16 protein-coding genes are annotated in these 19968 nt (G+C 51.1%); 13 read left to right on the plus strand and 3 right to left on the minus strand.

Going from position 1 to position 19968, the window contains the following annotated elements:
* Positions 1–435 precede the first annotated feature (435 nt).
* The 6 genes from ACS5NO_RS07685 to ACS5NO_RS07710 all read left to right on the plus strand — a co-directional run bounded on the left by ACS5NO_RS07685 (position 436) and on the right by ACS5NO_RS07710 (position 11432).
* On the plus strand, positions 436–1911 hold the full coding sequence (locus ACS5NO_RS07685) for a serine hydrolase (protein ID WP_439414595.1): 1476 nt from the start codon (positions 436–438) through the stop codon (positions 1909–1911).
* Positions 1912–2185: 274 nt separating this feature from the next.
* On the plus strand, positions 2186–3328 hold the full coding sequence (locus ACS5NO_RS07690) for a FecR family protein (RefSeq protein WP_439414596.1): 1143 nt from the start codon (positions 2186–2188) through the stop codon (positions 3326–3328).
* 372 nt (positions 3329–3700) lie between these two features.
* Complete coding sequence (locus ACS5NO_RS07695) at positions 3701–7057, plus strand: TonB-dependent receptor (RefSeq protein ID WP_439414597.1); 3357 nt, start codon at positions 3701–3703, stop codon at positions 7055–7057.
* 13 nt (positions 7058–7070) lie between these two features.
* Positions 7071–8537 carry a RagB/SusD family nutrient uptake outer membrane protein gene (locus ACS5NO_RS07700; RefSeq protein ID WP_439414598.1) on the plus strand — a complete coding sequence of 489 codons (1467 nt, stop codon included), beginning with the start codon at positions 7071–7073 and terminating at the stop codon, positions 8535–8537.
* An 11-nt stretch (positions 8538–8548) separates the two neighbouring features.
* Positions 8549–10195: an FAD-dependent oxidoreductase gene (locus ACS5NO_RS07705; RefSeq protein ID WP_439414599.1), complete on the plus strand. Its 1647-nt coding sequence runs from the start codon at positions 8549–8551 to the stop codon at positions 10193–10195.
* Positions 10196–10223: 28 nt separating this feature from the next.
* Positions 10224–11432, plus strand: coding sequence for a sialidase family protein (locus ACS5NO_RS07710; protein WP_439414600.1), 1209 nt, complete (start codon positions 10224–10226; stop codon positions 11430–11432).
* A 56-nt stretch (positions 11433–11488) separates the two neighbouring features.
* On the opposite strand, the gene ACS5NO_RS07715 is transcribed toward ACS5NO_RS07710, so the two are convergent.
* Entirely contained in the window at positions 11489–11905 is a 417-nt protein-coding gene (locus ACS5NO_RS07715; RefSeq protein WP_439414601.1) for a helix-turn-helix domain-containing protein, read from the minus strand.
* A 201-nt stretch (positions 11906–12106) separates the two neighbouring features.
* Entirely contained in the window at positions 12107–12574 is a 468-nt protein-coding gene (locus tag ACS5NO_RS07720; RefSeq protein WP_439414602.1) for a hypothetical protein, read from the minus strand.
* A gap of 613 nt (positions 12575–13187) precedes the next feature.
* Between ACS5NO_RS07720 and ACS5NO_RS07725 the strand changes: the two genes are divergently transcribed.
* The 7 genes from ACS5NO_RS07725 (at position 13188) to ACS5NO_RS07755 (ending at position 18582) form a co-directional block, all read left to right on the plus strand.
* Entirely contained in the window at positions 13188–13988 is an 801-nt protein-coding gene (locus ACS5NO_RS07725; protein WP_439414603.1) for an SMP-30/gluconolactonase/LRE family protein, read from the plus strand.
* A gap of 174 nt (positions 13989–14162) precedes the next feature.
* Entirely contained in the window at positions 14163–14708 is a 546-nt protein-coding gene (locus ACS5NO_RS07730; protein ID WP_439414604.1) for an RNA polymerase sigma factor, read from the plus strand.
* 2 nt (positions 14709–14710) lie between these two features.
* Positions 14711–15310 carry a hypothetical protein gene (locus ACS5NO_RS07735; protein ID WP_439414605.1) on the plus strand — a complete coding sequence of 200 codons (600 nt, stop codon included), beginning with the start codon at positions 14711–14713 and terminating at the stop codon, positions 15308–15310.
* Positions 15307–16203 carry a DUF4097 family beta strand repeat-containing protein gene (locus ACS5NO_RS07740; RefSeq protein ID WP_439414606.1) on the plus strand — a complete coding sequence of 299 codons (897 nt, stop codon included), beginning with the start codon at positions 15307–15309 and terminating at the stop codon, positions 16201–16203. Before ACS5NO_RS07735 ends, ACS5NO_RS07740 begins: the two co-directional genes overlap by 4 nt.
* A gap of 46 nt (positions 16204–16249) precedes the next feature.
* Positions 16250–16963: a hypothetical protein gene (locus ACS5NO_RS07745; RefSeq protein ID WP_439414607.1), complete on the plus strand. Its 714-nt coding sequence runs from the start codon at positions 16250–16252 to the stop codon at positions 16961–16963.
* A 23-nt stretch (positions 16964–16986) separates the two neighbouring features.
* Complete coding sequence (locus ACS5NO_RS07750; RefSeq protein ID WP_439414608.1) at positions 16987–17748, plus strand: hypothetical protein; 762 nt, start codon at positions 16987–16989, stop codon at positions 17746–17748.
* A gap of 30 nt (positions 17749–17778) precedes the next feature.
* Entirely contained in the window at positions 17779–18582 is an 804-nt protein-coding gene (locus tag ACS5NO_RS07755; protein WP_439414609.1) for a hypothetical protein, read from the plus strand.
* A 73-nt stretch (positions 18583–18655) separates the two neighbouring features.
* On the opposite strand, the gene ACS5NO_RS07760 is transcribed toward ACS5NO_RS07755, so the two are convergent.
* Complete coding sequence (locus ACS5NO_RS07760; RefSeq protein ID WP_439414610.1) at positions 18656–19957, minus strand: RagB/SusD family nutrient uptake outer membrane protein; 1302 nt, start codon at positions 19955–19957, stop codon at positions 18656–18658.
* Positions 19958–19968 lie beyond the last annotated feature (11 nt).

Raw genomic sequence — 19968 nt, forward strand, 5'->3', positions numbered from 1 at the left:
TAGTTTGCTGTTTCGTAAAAAAGACAGCACGTAATGCCGTATAGAAAATAGCATACCGCAACTGCAAGCCGGAGATTGGTACGTTGAGTGACTGCGTAGGAATCAAAACGCCATTGGCACTTGTGTCCGAAAAAAGACAGGTGATGTCCACTTTTGGACATCACCTCATAAAGAGAAAGTTAGTTAACTACTTGACAATCAATTATTTAAATTTAAATTATCTGGTATTGGCAGGATATTTGTTCTACAAAAGTTAAAGTATTCCTGCTTTACGAATCGTTGTTTCCTGACCAACCCCAGTCCACAGGGACATAGACTGGTATCCCAGGCAATGCAGTGCAAAAAAAGTCCATGAGTAAGTACTAAAATCTTTATTTTGTGAAAAGGTCTCACCGCTTCCTGCTTATCCTAGCCTTCCTGCTTATCCTAGCCTTCGTGGCTCAGCCCCTTCTATCGAATGCTCAAGCCAGCAGGGCACTCGACAGTTTGTTTCATGCCTTAGATACAGCCCATGTTTTTAACGGGAATGTGCTCATCCGTGAGAAGGGTCGGACTACTTTCCAACGGTCAGTTGGCTTGTCGGACTTAAAAACCCGCCAAAAGCATTCGTTGCATTCCGCTTTCCAGATTGGCTCCATCTCCAAGACTTTTACCGCCCTGGCGGTTATGCAATTGATCCAGCAGCATAAACTTGGTCTTAAAGATAGTTATCAAAAATATTTCCCGGATTTTCCTTTCGCACAGATTCATATCGACCATTTGCTTTCGCATACGTCAGGGCTGCCCGACAAGGAAGAATTATTCTTTCCGCTGATTGATCAGGACTCAACCCGACAAATAAGCAACCACGATATTATTCCGGCTTTAAAGCAGTCGAAGAAAGCACTGGCTTTCTTACCGGGCAGTCAATGGCGTTACTGCAACATCGGTTATGCCTTACTGGCGACTTTGGTCGAAAAAATAAGCGGTGAACGTTTCGGCGATTACTTGACTCGTCATATCTTCCGCCCGGCTGGTATGAAGCACAGCTATCTCCTGGGCGACCTTCCAGGCGATACCAGTTATGTGACGGGTTACCTGGTTCGTCACCATTATCTCAACGACATGGAAAGTATTGGCAGCAGCCAAAAAGTTAGGCGCTGGACGTTTAATCTGCGTGGGCTTTACGGGCCAACGAACATCGTCAGTACGACCGGCGATCTGGCTACCTATGCCACTGCCATAGACGAGCACAAGCTACTGAGTAAGGACATGCAGGACCTGGCCTTTACGCCCTATCAACTAACAGATGGCACTTTGGCCGCTCCCGGCGGTGAGTTTGGGGCGACTAACTATGGATTAGGTTGGTTTCTGCCCACCAACACCCAACTGGGTCGAATCGTCATGCACACCGGTCGCGAACCTGGTTTCTTTACCTTTTTCTGGCATGATCTTACGCACCATCGGACCATTATTTTACTCGATAATGCGGAGAGTACCGGTTTCGGCACGGCCTGCAAGCAAACGATCAATCGGGCTTACCAAACTCCTTTTTTCGGGACGGAACAACCCGGCAAGCGGTCGCTCTTCCTGCCTTACGTTCGAACGTTATTAAAAGAAGGGCCGGATGCCGCTGCGACCTTATTCAACCAGCGCAAAGCCGACACCGCTCATTACTTTACCGACGAGCGGGAGTTGAACGAACTGGGTCTGGAGCTTCTGGCAGACCATCATGACACCGCTGCGCTGGAAGCGCTCAAGCTAGCGACCTTGCTTTACCCGCAGAGTTGGAACACGTATGATAGCTACGGAAAAGCCCTGCTGCAAAGTGGTAGACGCAAAGAAGCCATCGCCATGTATCGCCAATCGGTCCTGATGTTTCCCGGCAATTTGCCAGGCCAAAAAATTCTGAATGAATTGACGAAGGACTAGTGAAGGCCGTATTTGTCTTTCAAGCGGTTTTACTCACTCGAATCAGAAGGTAGCACGTACTGAAAAGGGGGACAGTTCTGCTTCACACTCGCATACGAACGCCCTTCAACCGAGCCCACGATTTGAATCGTGGGCTCGGTTGAAGGGCGTTCGTAATCCAACGCGTAAATCCAGAGTCAAAATAAAAAAATCAGAAAACGAGGGGACACTTCGCTACTTCCAGGCTCTTGGTATATAACAATGGAATAGTTATCTATTTTATGGGCCGGATGCAATGAATGACTACCGTAATTATACCACCGAAGACTTTGCCGAAGATGATTTTTTCCGACGCTGGGTGCTGGCACCCGATGTCGAAACCGATTCGTTCTGGCAGGGATTTCTGGCGGAGCATCCCGAAAAAAACACGGTTATTCTGACCGCCCGTTCGCTGCTACAAGCCATTGCGCAGGTGCAGACCATGCCCACAGAAGCGCAGGGAAAACGGATGTGGGCCGCCATCGAGCACCGCACCGCCGGACTGCCCGGGCTGGAGGAACAACCGGATGCTGACGATGAAAACCGCTGGGTTTGGCCAAAAATCAGACGCCCGGACTGGTTCCAGTTGGCGGCTGCTGTAGTGTTGCTGGTGGGAATTGGCTGGTGGTATATGCTGCGGTCCAAACTGGTGGAACAGCCGGGAACCTATTCCGGACTGGTGGCTGGGTCGACAATCGATCTGGTCGAAAAAATAAACAACACCCCGCAGCCGCTGACCGTCCGGTTTGAAGACGGCAGCACGGTGGTCTTGCAACCGGGGAGTCGGGTGAGTTACACGGCTACGTTTACGGGCGAAAAACGGGAAGTTTATTTGTCGGGCGAAGGTTTTTTTGAGGTCTCCAAAAATCCGGAAAAACCCTTCATGGTGTATGCCAATGGATTGGTTACCAAAGTGATCGGGACCAGTTTTATGGTTCGGGCGCTGGAGGAAGCCAGGGGCGTAACGGTTATTGTGCGAACCGGGAAAGTAGCGGTTTTTCCGATCAAATCGCTTGATCGAAACCAGCCCGAAACCGGGCAACCGGCGGGAGCGCTCTTGCTGACGCCCAACCAGCAGGCCTTTTTCGATGCCGGTAGCGACCGGCTGACCCGCAAACTCGTGGAAGCTCCGCTTTTGCTCAAAACGCCCGAGAATAACCACAACTTTATTTTTGAAAATACGCCGGTGGGCGAGGTCTTCAAAACACTGGAAACCTCGTATGGCGTGTCGATTGTCTACGATGCGAAGACGTTGAAAAGCTGCAACCTGACCGCCCCGCTGGGCGACGAACCGTTGTTCCGAAAACTCGACATCATCTGCCAAACCATCGACGCTACCTATGAAGTCTGGGATGCAAAAATTGTGGTAACCGGAAAAGGCTGCCAACCAACGGAATGAATCCTGAATTAGTGATACCGTATTGAGCTAGTTGGATGCTAAAAAATAAAATAGTACAAATAACTCATAACTCATAACTCATAACTCATAACTCATAACTCATAACTCATAACTGAATCTTTAACCCTGATTGCATGAAGAAACGCCAACCCAACGAATAACAAAAAGCCGGAACAGAACCGTACTGTTGCGACCAGTACGGCTCCATCATCCCGGCGAATCAGTGCCCTCCCTTGCTTTACCGGTATTGCGACTACCCTGAAAAACGGGGACGGGGATTGTTTTTGCCTCCACTTCTGAAAAATGTTGAACAAAAACACTGCTAAAAGTATGAAAAAACTGCGGGATTATTCCCCAACTCTTTGCCAGATTATGAAGATTACTTGCGTACAGTTGGTGCTGGCCGTAGTCTTTGCCGGGCTAACCCTGGCCCGTAATGGAATGGCGCAGGAATTGCTCAATCGGCCGATCTCTGTTCAATTGGAAAACAAGGACTTACGGACCATTCTGAACCGATTGGAGAAAGCTGCTAATGTAAAATTTACGTACGTTCCGCAACTCATTTCGGTCGGCAATAAAGTGACACTCCGTGCCGAAAACGACCGCCTGGAGGTGGTGCTGAATCGCCTGCTGAAACCGCTGAACATCACCTACCAGGTTTCGGGCAATTACATCGTGCTGAAAAAAGAGCCAACCAGCGCGGTTTTGCCCGAAGAAACGACCCTGGAAGCGCCAGCCCTGATGGCGGAGATACCCATTACGGGGATGGTTACAGACGAAAAAGGCGAAGGATTGCCCGGTGTTAGCGTGTTGCTGAAAGGCACGCAACGCGGCACGGCCACCGATAGCAAAGGGACATTCCGGCTGGCGGTGCCCGACAATTCGGCGGTTCTGGTGTTCAGTTTTGTGGGTTACAGAAATCAGGAAATAACCGTTGGTTCACAATCGACCCTGACGATTCGGCTGGAAGCGGACGAAAAATCGCTCAACGAAGTCGTCGTGGTCGGCTACGGAACCGTGAAACGCTCCGATCTGACAGGCTCGGTGGCCAAAGTGGGCGAGGAAAGCATCAAAGCCACGCCCATCGTGGCCCTGGATCGGGCCATGCAGGGCCGGGTGGCCGGTGTGCATGTGACCACCAATTCGGCCCAGCCCGGTGGTTCAACAACGGTCCGTATCCGGGGAACGGGTTCGGTGAATGCGGGGAATGAACCCCTGTATGTGATCGATGGCTATCCAACCGGCAATCTGAACTCCATTAATCCCAATGATATCGAATCCATTGAAATATTAAAAGATGCTTCGGCGACGGCTATCTACGGCTCGCGGGGCTCCAATGGGGTCGTTATGGTTACCACCAAGCGCGGCAAAGAAGGACAATCGAGGGTCAATTTCGAGAGTTACTACGGTGTGCAGTCGGTCCGTAGGAGCGTTCCGCTGATGAATGCCCGGGAATATGCTGAATTCATCAACGAAGCCCGGATCAACGGCGGCAGCACGGCCTATTTTGACGGTTCTGCTGCCGACCGTCCATTGCCGACGTCGCTGGGCGAAGGCACCGACTGGCAGAAGGAAGTGTTTCGGGAGGCACCTATTCAGAGCTACCAGATGAGCTTCACGGGGGGCGAAACGAAAACCCGGTACGCGATATCGGGAAGTTATTATGACCAGCAGGGCATCGTCAAAAACTCGTATTTTAAACGCTTTACGCTTCGCGCCAATCTGGATCGTGACGTAAAGTCTTGGCTGAAGATCGGTTTATCGATGCAGGGCGCCTACACCAAATCGAATGCGGCCCGGACAGAAACCGATGGCGGGATTAACAGTGGCGTTACGACATCGGCGATCAACTACGCGCCGGTTTTTCCGGTTTACAATAGCGCAGGCGGCTATTATCTGGATCAGGGTTCTTTAAACGGCAATCTGGTCGATAACCCGGTGGGGCTGGTGAACGAAATCACCGACCAGAATCTGAACGCCCGGCTGCTGGGAAATGTGTTTGCCGATATAAAGCTGGCCGAGGGACTGACGCTCCGCACGAGTTGGGGGGCCGACATCCTGAATACGAAATCAAATTATTATGCTACCCGGCAGATTCGTCTGGGCGCTACATCCAACGGAAGTGCTTCCGTCAATTCAGGCTTTAATCTGAATTGGCTCAACGAGAACACGCTGTCGTACACCCGGAGCATTACCCCAAAACACACCCTGAACGCCCTGATCGGGTATACGACGCAGGGATATCATAACGAGGGAATTACGGCGAGTGCTGTCAACTTTACCGACGACTTTGCCCAGTTCAACAATCTGGGGGCCGGAGCCACGCTGCAAACTCCATCCTCATCGGCGAGCGATTGGGCGCTGGTTTCGTATCTGGCCCGTCTGAACTACAACTACGATGATCGCTTTCTGCTTACGCTCACCGCTCGACGCGATGGATCGTCGCGGTTTGGAACCAACAATAAGTACGGTTTTTTTCCGTCGGGAGCGCTGGCCTGGCGCATTATCAATGAAAAATTCCTGCAAAATCAGAAGGTATTGACCGACCTCAAGCTCCGGACCAGTTATGGATTAAGTGGGAATCAGGCTATTGGCGATTATCAGTATTTATCGGGGTTGGGCGTCAGTACGGCGATCTTGGGCGGAGCTTCTCCTGTGTTACGAACTGGCTGGACCCCCACGGCCATCAGTAACCTGGATTTGCGCTGGGAAAAGAATGCCCAGTTTGACGTAGGGCTCGATGTTGGCTTATTGAATAACCGGATTCAGTTTACCGCTGATTACTACATCAAAACGACTTCTGATTTGTTGTTTTCGGTTAATATTCCCCAAACGACCGGGTATAGCACGGCGCTCCGGAACATTGGCAAGGTCGAAAACCGGGGCCTGGAACTAGCGTTGTCAACGATTAACGTTGACAAAAATGGCTTCCGGTGGAATACGGAGTTTAGTATGGCCGTAAACAGCAACAAAATTCTGACCCTCGATGGTCGCCCTGAATTTACGACGGGCAGTGGCATTGGTCACCTTCAGGTATCCAACACCGTTTTATTGAAGGTGGGTGAAGCACTGGGTAATTTCTACGGACGGGTCATGGACGGCATTTTCCAGAACCAGGGGGAAATTGACAATTCGGCCCAGAAAACCGCGAAACCGGGCGATATCAAATACCGGGATCTGAACGGTGATGGCATGATCAACGACAACGACCGCACCATTATCGGAAATGGCTATCCTAAACTCTTCGGTGGGCTGAACAATACCGTAACGTATAAAGGCTTTGAGCTGAATGTCTTTTTTCAGGGCGTTACGGGAAATCAGATCCTGAATTATCTGCGGTTTGACCTGTATAATCTGAACGGAAACAACAACCAGGCCGAGGAGGTGGTGAACCGGTGGACACCAACCAACCCGAGCAACGAAATTCCACGGGCTACGCTCACGGGCGGTCAACGGATTCTGTCGACGTTCCAGATTGAAGATGGGGCGTATCTGCGGCTCAAAAACCTCTCGCTGGGCTACAACCTGCCTTCAGCGCTGCTGAACAAAATTGCCGTTCGGAATGCCAAAGTATACGTGGCGGCCCAGAATTACCTCACGTTTACGGCCTATAAAGGCTATGACCCGGAGGTGAGTCGCTTCGGTACTACCTCGATCAGCCAGGGGATGGATTACGGGGGATATCCAGCAGCTAAAACACTTCTTGTTGGTTTAAATCTGACCTTCTAAACGCCTTACTATCATGAGATCCTCTATTTTTCTTCTGTTTATAACCGGCTTACTGACGGCCTGTTCGACTGATCTGGATTTGAATCCGCTCGGTTCTCAATCGGTCGGGACCTACTACAAAACAGCTTCCGATGCGGAGGCCGCGGTGTTGAGTATGTATGGTCAGTTGCGGGGAATGTACCGCGATGAAATTGTCGTTACGCCAAATGTGATTGCCGCCGACGATGGCATTCCGTTTCTGACGGGGAATGCCGACCGGGTGGCAATGTGGCGTTATGGCCTGATTTCGACCAATACGTTTGTCGGAAACATCTGGAGTAATGCCTATACCGGTATTCAACGATCCAACCTGATCATCAGCCGGGTTCCGGCCATTCCGATGGAGGAGGCTACCCGGAAAAGCTACGTTGGAGAGGCTAAATTTCTGCGGGCCATGCACTATTTTACGTTGGTTCGCTTTTTTGGCGACGTGCCGCTGGTGACCACCGAAACGACTTCACTGGAAAATGTAAACGCAGCACGGTCTTCGGTCGATGAGGTGTATAAGCTGATTGAAAGCGACCTGAAAGAAGCCGAAACGGTATTGCCTAAAAATTATACGGGCAACAACATCGGTCGGGCAACATCGGGTGCTGCGAAAGGCCTGCTGGCCAAAGTCTATCTCACCTGGGCGGGGACAAACGCGAGTTCGCCGTATTGGGCACAGGCGGCCGCCAAGGCGAAAGAGGTGATCGATTCAGGGATTTATGATCTCTGGGCCAATTATGCCGATGTATTCGACCTGAAAAACCGGGGTGGAAAAGAGTCACTTTTCGAAGTCATGTACATCACCGATTTGGCGGGCAACAATTTTACCACGGGGTATGCCCCGCGTGGAGCGCCCATCGTACCGAGTACCGGCAGCGGTATTTTTCGGGTCAGCAAAAGCTTGTTCGATAGCTACACGGCCGCCGATAAACGCAAAGCGGTCACGTTCCTGACGTCGTATGTTCATCCGACTACCAAAGCAACCGTTACCCTGTCAACCGATGATGCCGATCCCGCCCGGGCCGTGTCGTTCTGGAAGTTGGCCGATGTAACCGCTACCGTTAGCGGAGGAGGGGGAAAAAGTTTTAGTGTCCAGCGCTTTTCGGATATTCTGCTGATCTATGCGGAGGCACTCTCGGAAGCCAATAACGGCCCGAATGCCGAGGCCTATGCTGCGATGAATCGGGTTCGGGTGCGGGCGGGCCTTCAGCCTGTGAGTGGTCTCAACCGGCAGCAATTCAAGGATGCCGTTTTGCTGGAACGCCGACTTGAGTTTGCTTTTGAAGCGAACCGGCGGTTCGATCTGGTTCGGACAGGACGTTTGCTGGATGCGGTGAATGCCGAAACGTCGTACGGTCGGAGTCCCGCCATCAAAGCAACCAACGTACTGTTCCCCATTCCGCAACGCGAAATGGATGCGAATTCGGCTTTAAAACAAAATGACGGCTATTAAACGCGAACGCAATGACTTTTCGAAAACAACTTTTATTCCTGGTTTTTCTGCTTTCCTGGAAGACCCAGGCCCAACAAACTTATGACGTCGTCGTTTATGGCGGGACACCAGCGGGAGTCATGGCGGCTATTCAGGTAGCGCGTATGGGGCAGTCGGTGGTCGTATTGGAACCGGGTAAGCATCTGGGGGGGATCATGGTCGAAGGGCTGGGCGGAACGGATATTGACAATCAAAAAGATTTTCAGAATAGCCCTGCCGTTGGGGGCCTGGCCCTCGAATTTTACCGACGGATTGTCAAAGTCTATGGCCGAAGCGACGAGTTGGAGGAGGTGCTGCGTACCAAAACCAAAAAAGCAGACATCTGGCGCTTCGAACCGCACGTGGCCGAGCAGGTAATCAAAGACTGGGTCGCCGAGCATAAGATTATCGTGGTGTATGAAAGCCAGTTGCTGGAAACACCGGGGGCTGTCTCGAAAAAAGGCACAGCCATCCAGCACATCAAACTTACCAACGGAAAAACGTATCATGGAAAAACGTTTATTGATGCGACGTTGGAGGGCGATTTGCTGGATCGCGCCGGGATCAGTACGGCCATTGGACGCGAAGCCAACAGTGTCTATGGCGAAACCAAAAACGGCATTCGGGCCGTCACAGACCACAACCAGTTTGCGGTGAAGGTAGATCCGTACAACGTGCCGGGCGATCCCTCCAGCGGGGTGATTTATGGGGTCTTTAATGAGCCGTTGGGAGAGCCTGGCTCGGGCGACCACCGTCTCCAGGCCTATTGTTTCAGAGTCTGTTTGACCAACAAGCCGGAGAACCGAATCCCGTTTCCGAAACCGGCAGATTATGACCGAAAGAAGTACGAACTATTCGAACGGTATCTGAAAGCGGGCGGAAGGTTGTATCGTCCGGGTGCGAATATCCCGAATCAGAAGACGGATTTTAACGGGGGCCGGGACGTATCGCACAACCTGAACGGGATGAACTATGCGTATCCGGGTGGAACGTACCAAAAACGAAAGGAAATCATTGATTTCCACCGGCATCACACGCTGGGACTTTTCTATTTTTTAGCTACAGATCCCGAAATTGGCCGACTGGATTCCGATCTGCAAAAAACCTGGTCGCAGTGGGGACTCGCCAGGGATGAATTCACCGACAATGGCGGCTGGCCCCGGATATTCTACGTACGCGATGCCCGCCGGATGGTATCCGACTACGTGATTACGGAACACCATGTCAAAAAAGACAACCCTACGCCGGTTGAAGACCCGGTGGCCCTGGCCTATTGGCCTCCCGACGTACACAATGTTCGTACCATCGTAAAAGAGGGCTATGCGTACAATGAAGGATTTGTGTTTGGCGGCCATGAGTGGCAACCGTTACCCATTTCATACCGGGCTCTGGTGCCCAAAGCTTCGCAATGCACCAATCTGCTGTCGGCTTCCTGTCCATCATCCAGCCATATTGCTTACGGAGCCATTCGGATTGAATTTACCTTCATGGCCCTGGGGCAGGCCTGTGGCACGGCGGCCGTGCTGGCGAATGAAAAACGCGTAGCCGTTCAACAGGTTTCGTACCCCAAACTACGGGAGCGACTATTGGCTGACCGGCAGGTGATTCGTCTCGAAAAGACCGACGCACCCGCTAAGTAAAAAACCGGTCTTCGGGCCTTTCTGGTACATGACTACCAGCAGGATCAAAACCCTTCTTTTCTATAGCATTCTTTTCCTTTCGTGGCCTGGGAACGGGGTTGGGCAAACGCCCGACTTCTCCCGGGTGCCGGGAGCGATTGTCGCCCACAGCCCGGCGTCTTCGGGTTTGTACATCGGTTCGCCCAGCCTGTGCGTGTTGCCCAACGGCGATTATCTGGCGTCCCACGACCTGTTTGGCCCCCAGTCCAATGAGTTCGTGAAACCCAATTCGCGGATTTATCGCTCGACCGACAAGGGCAAAACCTGGACGCAGATCGCGGAAATCAACGGGCAGTTCTGGTCGAAACTCTACGTCCACCGCAACGGCCTGTATTTCTTTGGCACCGACAAACACCACGGCAATACGATCATCCGAAAATCCGACGACAACGGCGTCACCTGGACCAACCCGACCGACGGCGAAAACGGCCTGTTGCTGGCGGGCGAATACCACTGTGCCCCGGTGCCGTTTCTGGAACACGACGGGCGGCTCTGGCGGGCGATGGAAGACGCGATGGGACCCATCAAAAAGTGGGGCAAACGCTACGGCGCTTTCATGATGTCGATGCCGCTGGAGGCCGACCCGATGAAAGCTGCTAACTGGACCAGCAGCAACGTGTTGCGGCACGATTCCACCTACCTGAACAACGGTTTTGGCGGCTGGATTGAAGGCAATGCGGTGTTGAGTCCGAACGGTGAAATGCTGGATATTCTGCGCGTCGATCATAAAGTCTCGCTGGACGAAAAAGCCGCTTTTGTAAAAATCAGCCCGGATGGCAAAACCGCTGCCTTCGATGTCAGCACCGGTTTTGTGCCGTTCCCCGGTGGCAGCAAGAAATTCACGATTCGGTATGATCCGACATCAAAGCTCTACTGGACGCTGACGAATTACATTCCGCAGGCGTTCAAGCAGGCCAATGCCGGGAAAAATCCGGCCAGTTTGCGGAATACGCAGGCATTGTGCAGCTCGAAAGACTTGAAGACCTGGGAACTGCGGCAAGTTGTGTTGCAGCACCCCGACGTTGCCAAACACGGTTTTCAGTACGTCGACTGGCTGTTTGAAGGAAAAGACATCATTCTGCTATCGCGCACGGCGTATGATGACGGCCTGGGCGGGGCGCACAACAACCACGATGCCAACTTCCTGACGTTTCACCGAATCAAGAAATTCCGGAAAAAAACGGTGGCGAGTTTATAATGAAGCTCGATCCGGCAGCGATTTTCCTGGTAGAACCGATCCGTATGAAGGCGGTTTCATTCGTTTTTTGCCCCTGTCGAGACCCATTTTCTATTCTTAAAACGCCGAAAGGTACTCTGACTGACGGGTTGCGGAAGTTGCCGGTTGAGCTCTGCCAAAGCCTGCCGCGAATCGTGAGGATATTTGGAAAGGGCCTTCTGAACGGCTTCTACATGGCGGGTATTGGCCGGGTTTAATTTGGGCTTTAATCCCCGCCCCGTCTTGTCATACAATCCAGCCATTCCTCTTCTTTTCCACCGGTTTAACCAATTATAAATACTCCGCTGATCTACGTTAAAAATCCTGGAAAGCTCTGAAATATTCATCCCATAATAATGATAAAGAACACATTGGCATCGCTTTTCAAAGGGTTTGTCGGTGCCAGCACGCACGATTTGACGGAGTTGCTGAAGATCTTCTTTATTGATATACATAGAAACTACAGTCTAAAAATAATTCATTGACTAGTTTGATAAATCCGTGCTTTGGCCCTGAACCAGGCCGTTGTCTTCACTCAGTACGGTTTGATCAAATGGGATAACGCGTAAATACCTTTTCGGCTTTTTACGGTGTTTTTAGACAGAGAATCAGAAGAGTAAAAAGATAAACAAGCGATGGTAATTGAACGATAAGTATTATACGTTTATCAGTTGCTGCCATTCCTGTTCCAATCGCCACAGATGGCAGCGAATGGGCGAGCCGTCAAACGCTTCGACCGGTAAATGAATACAACTTACAGGGTCGGATAGGGAGGCTGATAACAGCAAAGCCCCTCCCCGGACATACTGATTGAGCACTTCCAGCGCTGATCCCAGATCCGGCCGTGTAAAACTGATTTGTTGATAACCCCACACAGGAGACAGTAAATAGGCGCAAATGGTTGTTTCCATAATCCATTGAAGTTTGCAGCGGGTTTGAAAAGGGTATGGTCTTGCCGGGTCAGATTTTTGACCGACGTCATACGGACGATCCCGTACTTTTTTTGCCAATCGATTGCGGGCATGGATTGCATCTATCAGGATTACATCGTGCTGTTGGGTGGATTCGTCAAAGATTTTAATACCTTTTTGATTCCAGACAAAATGTGGAATTAATTCGAACATACTATCGGATGAGTTTAGGAGTATTACAGGACTTCAATAAGTATATATTGTTCAGGATTTATGCTTGTTGATATGAAATATCGCTAAGCATAAATCCTTTTCTATGCACTAATAATTAGACATAAATATTGAAATCTCTTTTATTTAATTCATTATTTATATTATTATAATTCAATATTTTATTAGTATTATTTATATAATATTACAGTTGTATTAAAATAATTATGTTTTATTTAGAAATAATCTATATTGATTCATAATTATTTTCAGACAAAAATATAATTCCCAATATTCTTTGGTTATTTATACAAATTTTGAGTTTTATACTGGCTTGGTTTATGAATTGAATGATAATAGCACTGGTAGGAATTGTGTAGAGGATCAATCCGATTTACCAGATTGATTTTGCCAGATCTCACTCAGTAATATAGCCGTCTAATGATGGCGTAGTCAGATACTGAAGCGATTTTTTGCGGTTACTGAATATTTTGCTGTCGGGGTTTTTACGGTAATATGTTTCGGTAACGGATCTGGTCGTCGACTGATTCTCCTTTAACCAGATGAGCGTTTTTCGTGTTTAACAGCTATACATTTCATCAACAGGGCTCCTATCATGAAAAACAGAGATGTTATTGCTACCGGTTTGCAATTTCCGGAAGGTCCGGCTTTTACCTCCGATGGAACGCTCTGGTGCGTCGAGCAGGAGGGTGGCAGCCTGTTCTGGCTCAAACCGGATGGAACAAGCGGTCGGGTTCACGTAGGCATTGGGAGCCGACCGAATGGTCTGTATATCGATGACCGCGACCGGCTCTGGTTCTGCGATTCGGGTCTGCACGCCATCCGTTGCATCAATTACCCCGGTCAGGAACCCGAAACCATCGTCGATCACATTGCCGACGAACCGCTCAACTGGCCCAACGACCTGATTTTCGACCCGGAAGGCAATCTGATTTTCACCTGCCCCGGTTCGCCCGATGACGACGAACCGGGTTCTGTCTGCGTGTGTTCGCCCGTGGGCGAGGTGAAAAAAATCTCCGAAAAACTTTTCTACCCCAATGGCCTGGCCTTTTTGCCGAATGGCCGAACCTTGCTCGTGGCCGAAACGCACCGCAAACGCATCTGGGTCGGCCGCTGGGATGCCGTTGGTCTGAACTGGATCGATCCGAAGGTTTGGGCCGAAACCGGCCCGGATGGTTTTGGCCCCGACGGACTGACGCTGGGGCCGGATAACCTGCTCTACGCAGCTATTTACGGCGGCAGCTGCCTGCAAGTCTACAAGCCAACCGGCGTTTTATCGCATACCATTGAGCTTCCCGGCGAAAATCCCACCAACTGCGCCTTCGATCCCACCGGGCGACTGGGCCTGGTGGTGACGGAAAGCGAAAAAGGGCAATTGCTGCGGATTGAAATGTAAAAAAGGAATGTAAAATCATAAATGTAAAATGCCGAATGATAAAGTTTGGGCTTCGGTTTTACTTTATCATTCGGCATTTTACATTTATGATTTTACATTATTTCCCCTCCCTTTCCAACCTTTCTCCTTCTTTTCTGCCCTTTAGGGTGAACGTTCAACCCTAGCCTGGCTCCTTTGACGCTGACGCCCGATATATCGGAAAGTGAACTCGTTGACTTCTGTCTGCGACGGGATCGGCCTGTGGAGCAGCGGATGGCGCAACGGCTGTTGTTCGAGCGGTATAAACGGGCGATGTTTTCGGTGGCCCTGCGGATTTTGAACGACAACGACCACGCCAATGATGCCTTGCAGGATGCCTTTGTGGAGGTGTTCCGGCATCTGGACTCGTTCCGGTTTCAGTCGACGCTGGGAGCCTGGATCAAAACAATTGTGGTTCGGCAGGCGCTGCGAAAACAGCAACTCGAATGGCGGTTTGAAACCCTCGACGAACAGTTTCACGATCAGCCCGTTGAGGTGCCGGACACGATCACCGGGGCGGTTCTGGATGCAGCCATTCGGTCGTTGCCCGATGGGGCGCGGGCGGTTTTTGTGCTGGCCGAAGTCGAAGGGTATAAACACCACGAAATTGCGGCCATGTTGAACATTTCGGAAGGAACTTCCAAATCGCAGGTCAGCTACGCCCGGAAATTATTGCGAAAAAAGCTATCTGAATTCAGGTGACGATGAACTGGACGAAAGCACTGCAACAACTGCCCGAACACGAACCCCGGCCCGATCTGTGGGATCGGATCGACGCGGATTTGCGGGCGGATGCAACGATCGACCGGGCGCTGGACGACTTGCCAGTTTTTGACCCGAAAGCCGATGCCTGGGAACAGATTGCCGGGCAACTGGAAAAACCGGTGGTTCGGGCGCTCTGGAAGCCCTTGTACCGGTGGACTGCCGCAGCCGCCGTCGTTGCGGTGGTGATGGGAATCTGGCTGGTGTTGCAACCAGCTTCGGACGAAAAAGTGACGATTAGTTACCAAACCGAAGTCGTTGAAACGGAATTGACGGTGGCGTCGGAACCGCTGCAATCGGCTGCTGATCAGAAAGTTAAACGTTTTATTGACGAGCAGTGTGCGCAGCAAACCGTTGTGTGTCAGAAACCGGAGGTGAAGGAACTGAAGCAGCACCTGAACGAACTGAGCAGCCGGAAAGAAGCCGTTGAGCAGGAATTGCTGGTGTTTGGCAACGACCCGGCGCTGGTGCAGGCCCAGATCAAGATTGAAAACGAACGCGCTGAGGTGACCAAAGAACTCGTCCGGATTTTAACGATATGAAAACGCTGCTTTTTCTACTGACTTTCGTGACGATTTCTACCCTGGCCCAAACCCGGCTGCAGGTGGTGACGAAAACCGTGGAAAAAGAACTGGCCTATAGCGTCGGCCAGCGCGTGAATCTGACGGCCCAGAAAGCCGACATTACGATCAAAGGCTGGAGCAAAACAACGGTTCTGGTGCGGCTGAAACTGATTGCCAAACACCCGGAGCGCGAGGTGGCCGAACGCGAACTGACCTACCTGAACTACGACATTCAAACCCGCAACAACGTCATCGACCTTTCCAACCGTTTCACGATTCCGCAGCGGTCGGGCGCGATCAAGGGCAATCTGAAGGCGGTTTATGAAATCTGGGTGCCGACGCGCTGCTCCATAAGCCTCCAGAACACGTTCGGCGATGTGAGCCTCAGCGATCTGGCCGGCGACACGAGTTTGAAGGTGGAATTTGGTAAACTCTCTATTTCCAACCTGAACGGAAAAACGACGGTTATCTCCGACTACGGCGACATCGACGCCACGGAGTTGGGCGGTTTTTTTACCATCAAAGCCGAAAAAGCCGAAATCATCCTCCGCGATCTGAGCGGCAACGGCACCATTCAAAGCCGGTATGGCAGACTCTCGATCCAGCCCGTCGCCAGCCTAACGGCCCTGACCGTTCAGACCGCCCGCACTGAGGTTTTTCTGTATCCCAAACGGCTGGACGATTTTCAGTATGAGATCGAAACGACGTATTCGACGATTCAGGTACCTGAACTCTACAGCGGACACCTGAGTGCCAACAAGCGACGTTTTCGATACGCATCCAGCGGCAGTAAAGGCACCATTTCTGTAACGAATTCATACAGCCCGGTGATCATTCAGCCAAGCGTGGGCGGGGTGACGCTGGCGAAGTAAACGGTTTTGCAACGAAGAGATATTCCTAATTTACAAAGCAATCGGTATGAAACGTCTGTACTTTTTCGGGTTTTTATGGATTTGTTCGTATGGTGCGCAGGCTCAGGGGCGTGATTCCGTACGGGTAGACTATTCGGTTGAGCACGCGGACACTGCCCACCGGAACATCCGCGAAACGTTCCGGTATGTTACCCGCGCCACCGTAGAGGAAAAAACGCTGATCAAAGCCGGAGCCGTTGTTCCCCTTCCACTGGTAGGGGGGTATTATGCAACGTACGGGTATGGCGTTGGTATGGGCGTGGAACAAAAAATAGCGCCTGCTTTTTCCGTGCAGGCATTAGTAATTGGACGGTATTACCGCACCGGCACAATCATCAATACGAAGGTCCTGGAAATGCCCATTGCGGGGCGGTATTATTATTCGATCAAAAAGCGTATGCGGAAGGGACTGAGTGCTAACAACTTTTCAAATGATTACGTCAGTATTCAGCTTGAAAACATTCTCTACGGAGCCGGACGGTATTATTCGACTTCAACCAGTGGTAACCAGACAACCATTCTGTCTGAAAGAAATGTAAACCGCCAATTCGCTATGCTGAGTGCGGTCTCCCTGCAATGGGGAATTCAGCGACGACTTGGTTCAAAGGGGTACATAGATTTTAACCTTTCTTTTGCCGCTTTACCGGTATTAACCCAACAAAGAGTGCCTGATTTTGTAACGCCCATTAAAATCAATTTTAATCTGGGCCTGGGATGGTAATGAGCTTTTTTTACCTGGAAAATATGAAAACCGCTACCATAATTGGTCTGGTGTTGCTAACGATTTCGTCCGTTTCCGCCCAGCAAACGACCTATTCTCAGGAAGACAGCACGATCACCACCAGCGAACTCAAGCGGTTTTATCGCTACATCACACGGGCCAATGTGGAGGAGAAAACCCTGCTGAAAATTGGGATTCGACCGAATTCTTTCTCGCCTTTTTCCAGCGATGATATAAACTCGCATTTCGGTCTTAATTTGGAAATGGCCGTAGAGCATAAAATACATCCCTCGGTTTCCATCCTGGTTGGAATAGATTATGTTCCTCTCTATAATTCAATCAAAAGGCGTGCAACCCCTCCGCAATCGGGTTCAAAACTGATCTTTCGGTCTACCAGCCATGACGTAAAAGCCCGCTTTGGCACTCGGTACTATTACGCAATGGCCAGGCGCATTCGAGAGGGAAAAACGGCTAATAATTTTTCAGGAAATTATGTCGGATTACAGATTAGTCGCCCGGTGCTTTATCAATTTACTCGTTACGATTACGATTCTCAAACAGGAGCGCCTACCACCTCTAAGCATAAAACTCCTCTCTTCAGATTAGATCAGCCATCCTTAGAACTCAATTGGGGCTTACAACGACGGTTGTGGCGATTGGGGTACATTGACGTGAGTGCTGGCCCCAGAATGACTTTTATTGGCGAAAGTACCTTCCCGGTGAATAACGAAAAATACACCACGTTTTCTTTTCAATTCAATGCGTTGATTGGTATAGGCTGGTAGTTGTCAACACCTTACAAGAATATGATTCTTATGAAAACTGTATCCACTACCATTCTCTTTTTACTGACTGGTTTCGCATCACTCTATGCCCAGCAAACCACCTACTCCCAGGAAGACAGCACGATCACAACCGGCGAATTGAAGCGGTTTTATCGCTACATCACACGGGCCAATGTGGAGGAGAAAACGCTGTTCAAACTGGGGTTCTGGCCGAATGCCGGAGATCGGGATTTTACGGGAAGGCCTTCCTTTCGGATTGGCCTGAATGCCGATGTGTCGGTGGAACGGAAATTAACGCCTTCTTTTTCGGTGATGGCTGGGTTTGATTTTATGCTTCGGTACAATAAGTATGATCAATTTGCGGTGCCTTATTATAATAATGGAACTTATATTGATACCGATAGAATGTTCAGAGGATTTGTTTATGCCAAAGTAGGAACTCGGTTTTATTACGATATGGCAAAACGCATCCGGGAAGGAAAAGCGGCCAATAATTTCTCGGGAAACTACATTGGTATTCAATATACTCGGGCGCTTTCGGTTCGAGTCATCGAACACCGCTATGATACAAAAACTGGATCGTCCGCAGGGACGAATAATTATGATATAGGGGGGGCGTATGGCGCACCACTGCTTTCAGCCATGTGGGGATTTCAACGCCGGATCGGGCGACGGGGTTTTGTCGATCTCAATGTTGGGCCAGAAATCACTATTCCAAAACGGGAGAAAAACCATCTTTACGGGCCGGGTCGTGCACTCGGGGACTTTTATAAAAATACATACGGCCCCAGCCTTGCTCTCCGCGTCAACGCCGTCATCGGTTTGGGCTGGTAATTTAATTCGAGCAAAATATTTATTCCTGCCGGTATTCAATTTTGAATACCGGCAGGAATAAACCAATTTCATATCAAATCGCCGGATCAGCCGGGGTGTTGGGATTCGTTAACCGCTCCTGGTCGGGATACGGGTAGAAATTCCGGTTGCGTTCCGTCAGACTGGTCGGCGGGGCGGGGCGTCCAAACCGGCGGCTGTCTTCGAGCCGCAGACCGGTCAGGAACAGTTCGGTTCCGCGTTGCTTGTAAATCTCCGTCAACAACGCTTCCGCTGTAACGGCTCCGGCGTAAGCAGCCAGTCCGGGATAGACCCCGAACGGATCACCGGTTCGCTGCGTCCGAACGGCGTTGATGTCGGCCACGGCTGCTGTCAGGTCGCCATTGCTGCGCACCAGGGCCTCGGCCCGAATCAGCCGCACCTCGTCCGGCATATACACCGGAATGGGCCGGTCGATGGCGTCGAAAAACCCTTTGAGCGTTTTCAAGGCTTCGCCATTGACGGTTTTATCGGGTGTCGACAGGTAAAACGCCAGCCGACCGTCGCCCGCTTCGAGCAGCGTGGCCGGTAAGCCCAGCGTGGCCCGGGGCGCGTAGTTCGCCGAAATCTGCACCTGCTGGTAGATCGGATTCGGGCTTTGCGTGTTATACACAAACTGCGAGCGAGCCGTCAGATTCACCGCATTGGCCGCGGCCAGTGCCGCCGGGTAATTGCCTGCCGCCAGATTATACCGCGCCCGATACGCCTGAATGGTGTTGACCAGATCGAAATCCGCGCCAGTTACCTGAGTGGTGAACGTCGCCGTTGGCGGGTTGGTTGCCACGAGCGAAGCGGCTTCGTCCAGCAGCCGGATGGCTTCGGTCAGGGCGGCTTTGCGGTCGGAGAACGTCACAGACCCGGTTTTGTTGGTTTGTAGCGGCACCTGCTCAAAAGCCGTGGCGAGTCCGCCGAGGGCCATCGCCTTGAACAGATTGGCGTGGGCGACAATGCCACTGCGCAGGGCCGGTTCGTTGGCTAAAACCGTCGGCGCATTGGCGATCAGATCCTCGGCCATGCCCATGACCCGCAACATCCGCAGCCAGAGGCCCAGCACGTTTCCGTTGAACGTGGGCAGGCCCGTACCGCCCGCTTCCAGCTCCAGAATGTTCGTAAAGGTCGTAATGCCCTTGATTTCGCGTGTGGTGGTGCCGGGGGCCAGCAGCAGCGATTCGAGCGCGGAAGTCGAATAGAATTGCCGCATCCCGATGCTGAGCGTAATCATGCCGTCGCGGGTGCTGAGCACCTGTGCGTCAGTGGGGCCGTTGGGGTTGGTGATGTCGAGCTTACAGCCCGCCAGCAGCAGAAAAGCGAAGAAAATGATTAATCGTGTTGGCTTCATATGAAATAGAT

The organism is Larkinella fluvii, assembly GCF_051857545.1.
GTDB lineage: Bacteria > Bacteroidota > Bacteroidia > Cytophagales > Spirosomataceae > Larkinella.

Excerpts from the sequence above, each read along its gene's own strand:
- ACS5NO_RS07690 (WP_439414596.1), top strand. The coding sequence starts at position 2,186 with ATGAATGACTACCGTAATTATACCACCGAAGACTTTGCCGAAGATGAT.
- ACS5NO_RS07695 (WP_439414597.1), top strand. The coding sequence starts at position 3,701 with ATGAAGATTACTTGCGTACAGTTGGTGCTGGCCGTAGTCTTTGCCGGG.
- ACS5NO_RS07700 (WP_439414598.1), top strand. The coding sequence starts at position 7,071 with ATGAGATCCTCTATTTTTCTTCTGTTTATAACCGGCTTACTGACGGCC.
- ACS5NO_RS07705 (WP_439414599.1), top strand. The coding sequence starts at position 8,549 with ATGACTTTTCGAAAACAACTTTTATTCCTGGTTTTTCTGCTTTCCTGG.
- ACS5NO_RS07710 (WP_439414600.1), top strand. The coding sequence starts at position 10,224 with ATGACTACCAGCAGGATCAAAACCCTTCTTTTCTATAGCATTCTTTTC.
- ACS5NO_RS07715 (WP_439414601.1), bottom strand. The coding sequence starts at position 11,905 with ATGTATATCAATAAAGAAGATCTTCAGCAACTCCGTCAAATCGTGCGT.
- ACS5NO_RS07720 (WP_439414602.1), bottom strand. The coding sequence starts at position 12,574 with ATGTTCGAATTAATTCCACATTTTGTCTGGAATCAAAAAGGTATTAAA.
- ACS5NO_RS07725 (WP_439414603.1), top strand. The coding sequence starts at position 13,188 with ATGAAAAACAGAGATGTTATTGCTACCGGTTTGCAATTTCCGGAAGGT.
- ACS5NO_RS07735 (WP_439414605.1), top strand. The coding sequence starts at position 14,711 with ATGAACTGGACGAAAGCACTGCAACAACTGCCCGAACACGAACCCCGG.
- ACS5NO_RS07740 (WP_439414606.1), top strand. The coding sequence starts at position 15,307 with ATGAAAACGCTGCTTTTTCTACTGACTTTCGTGACGATTTCTACCCTG.
- ACS5NO_RS07745 (WP_439414607.1), top strand. The coding sequence starts at position 16,250 with ATGAAACGTCTGTACTTTTTCGGGTTTTTATGGATTTGTTCGTATGGT.
- ACS5NO_RS07750 (WP_439414608.1), top strand. The coding sequence starts at position 16,987 with ATGAAAACCGCTACCATAATTGGTCTGGTGTTGCTAACGATTTCGTCC.
- ACS5NO_RS07755 (WP_439414609.1), top strand. The coding sequence starts at position 17,779 with ATGAAAACTGTATCCACTACCATTCTCTTTTTACTGACTGGTTTCGCA.
- ACS5NO_RS07760 (WP_439414610.1), bottom strand. The coding sequence starts at position 19,957 with ATGAAGCCAACACGATTAATCATTTTCTTCGCTTTTCTGCTGCTGGCG.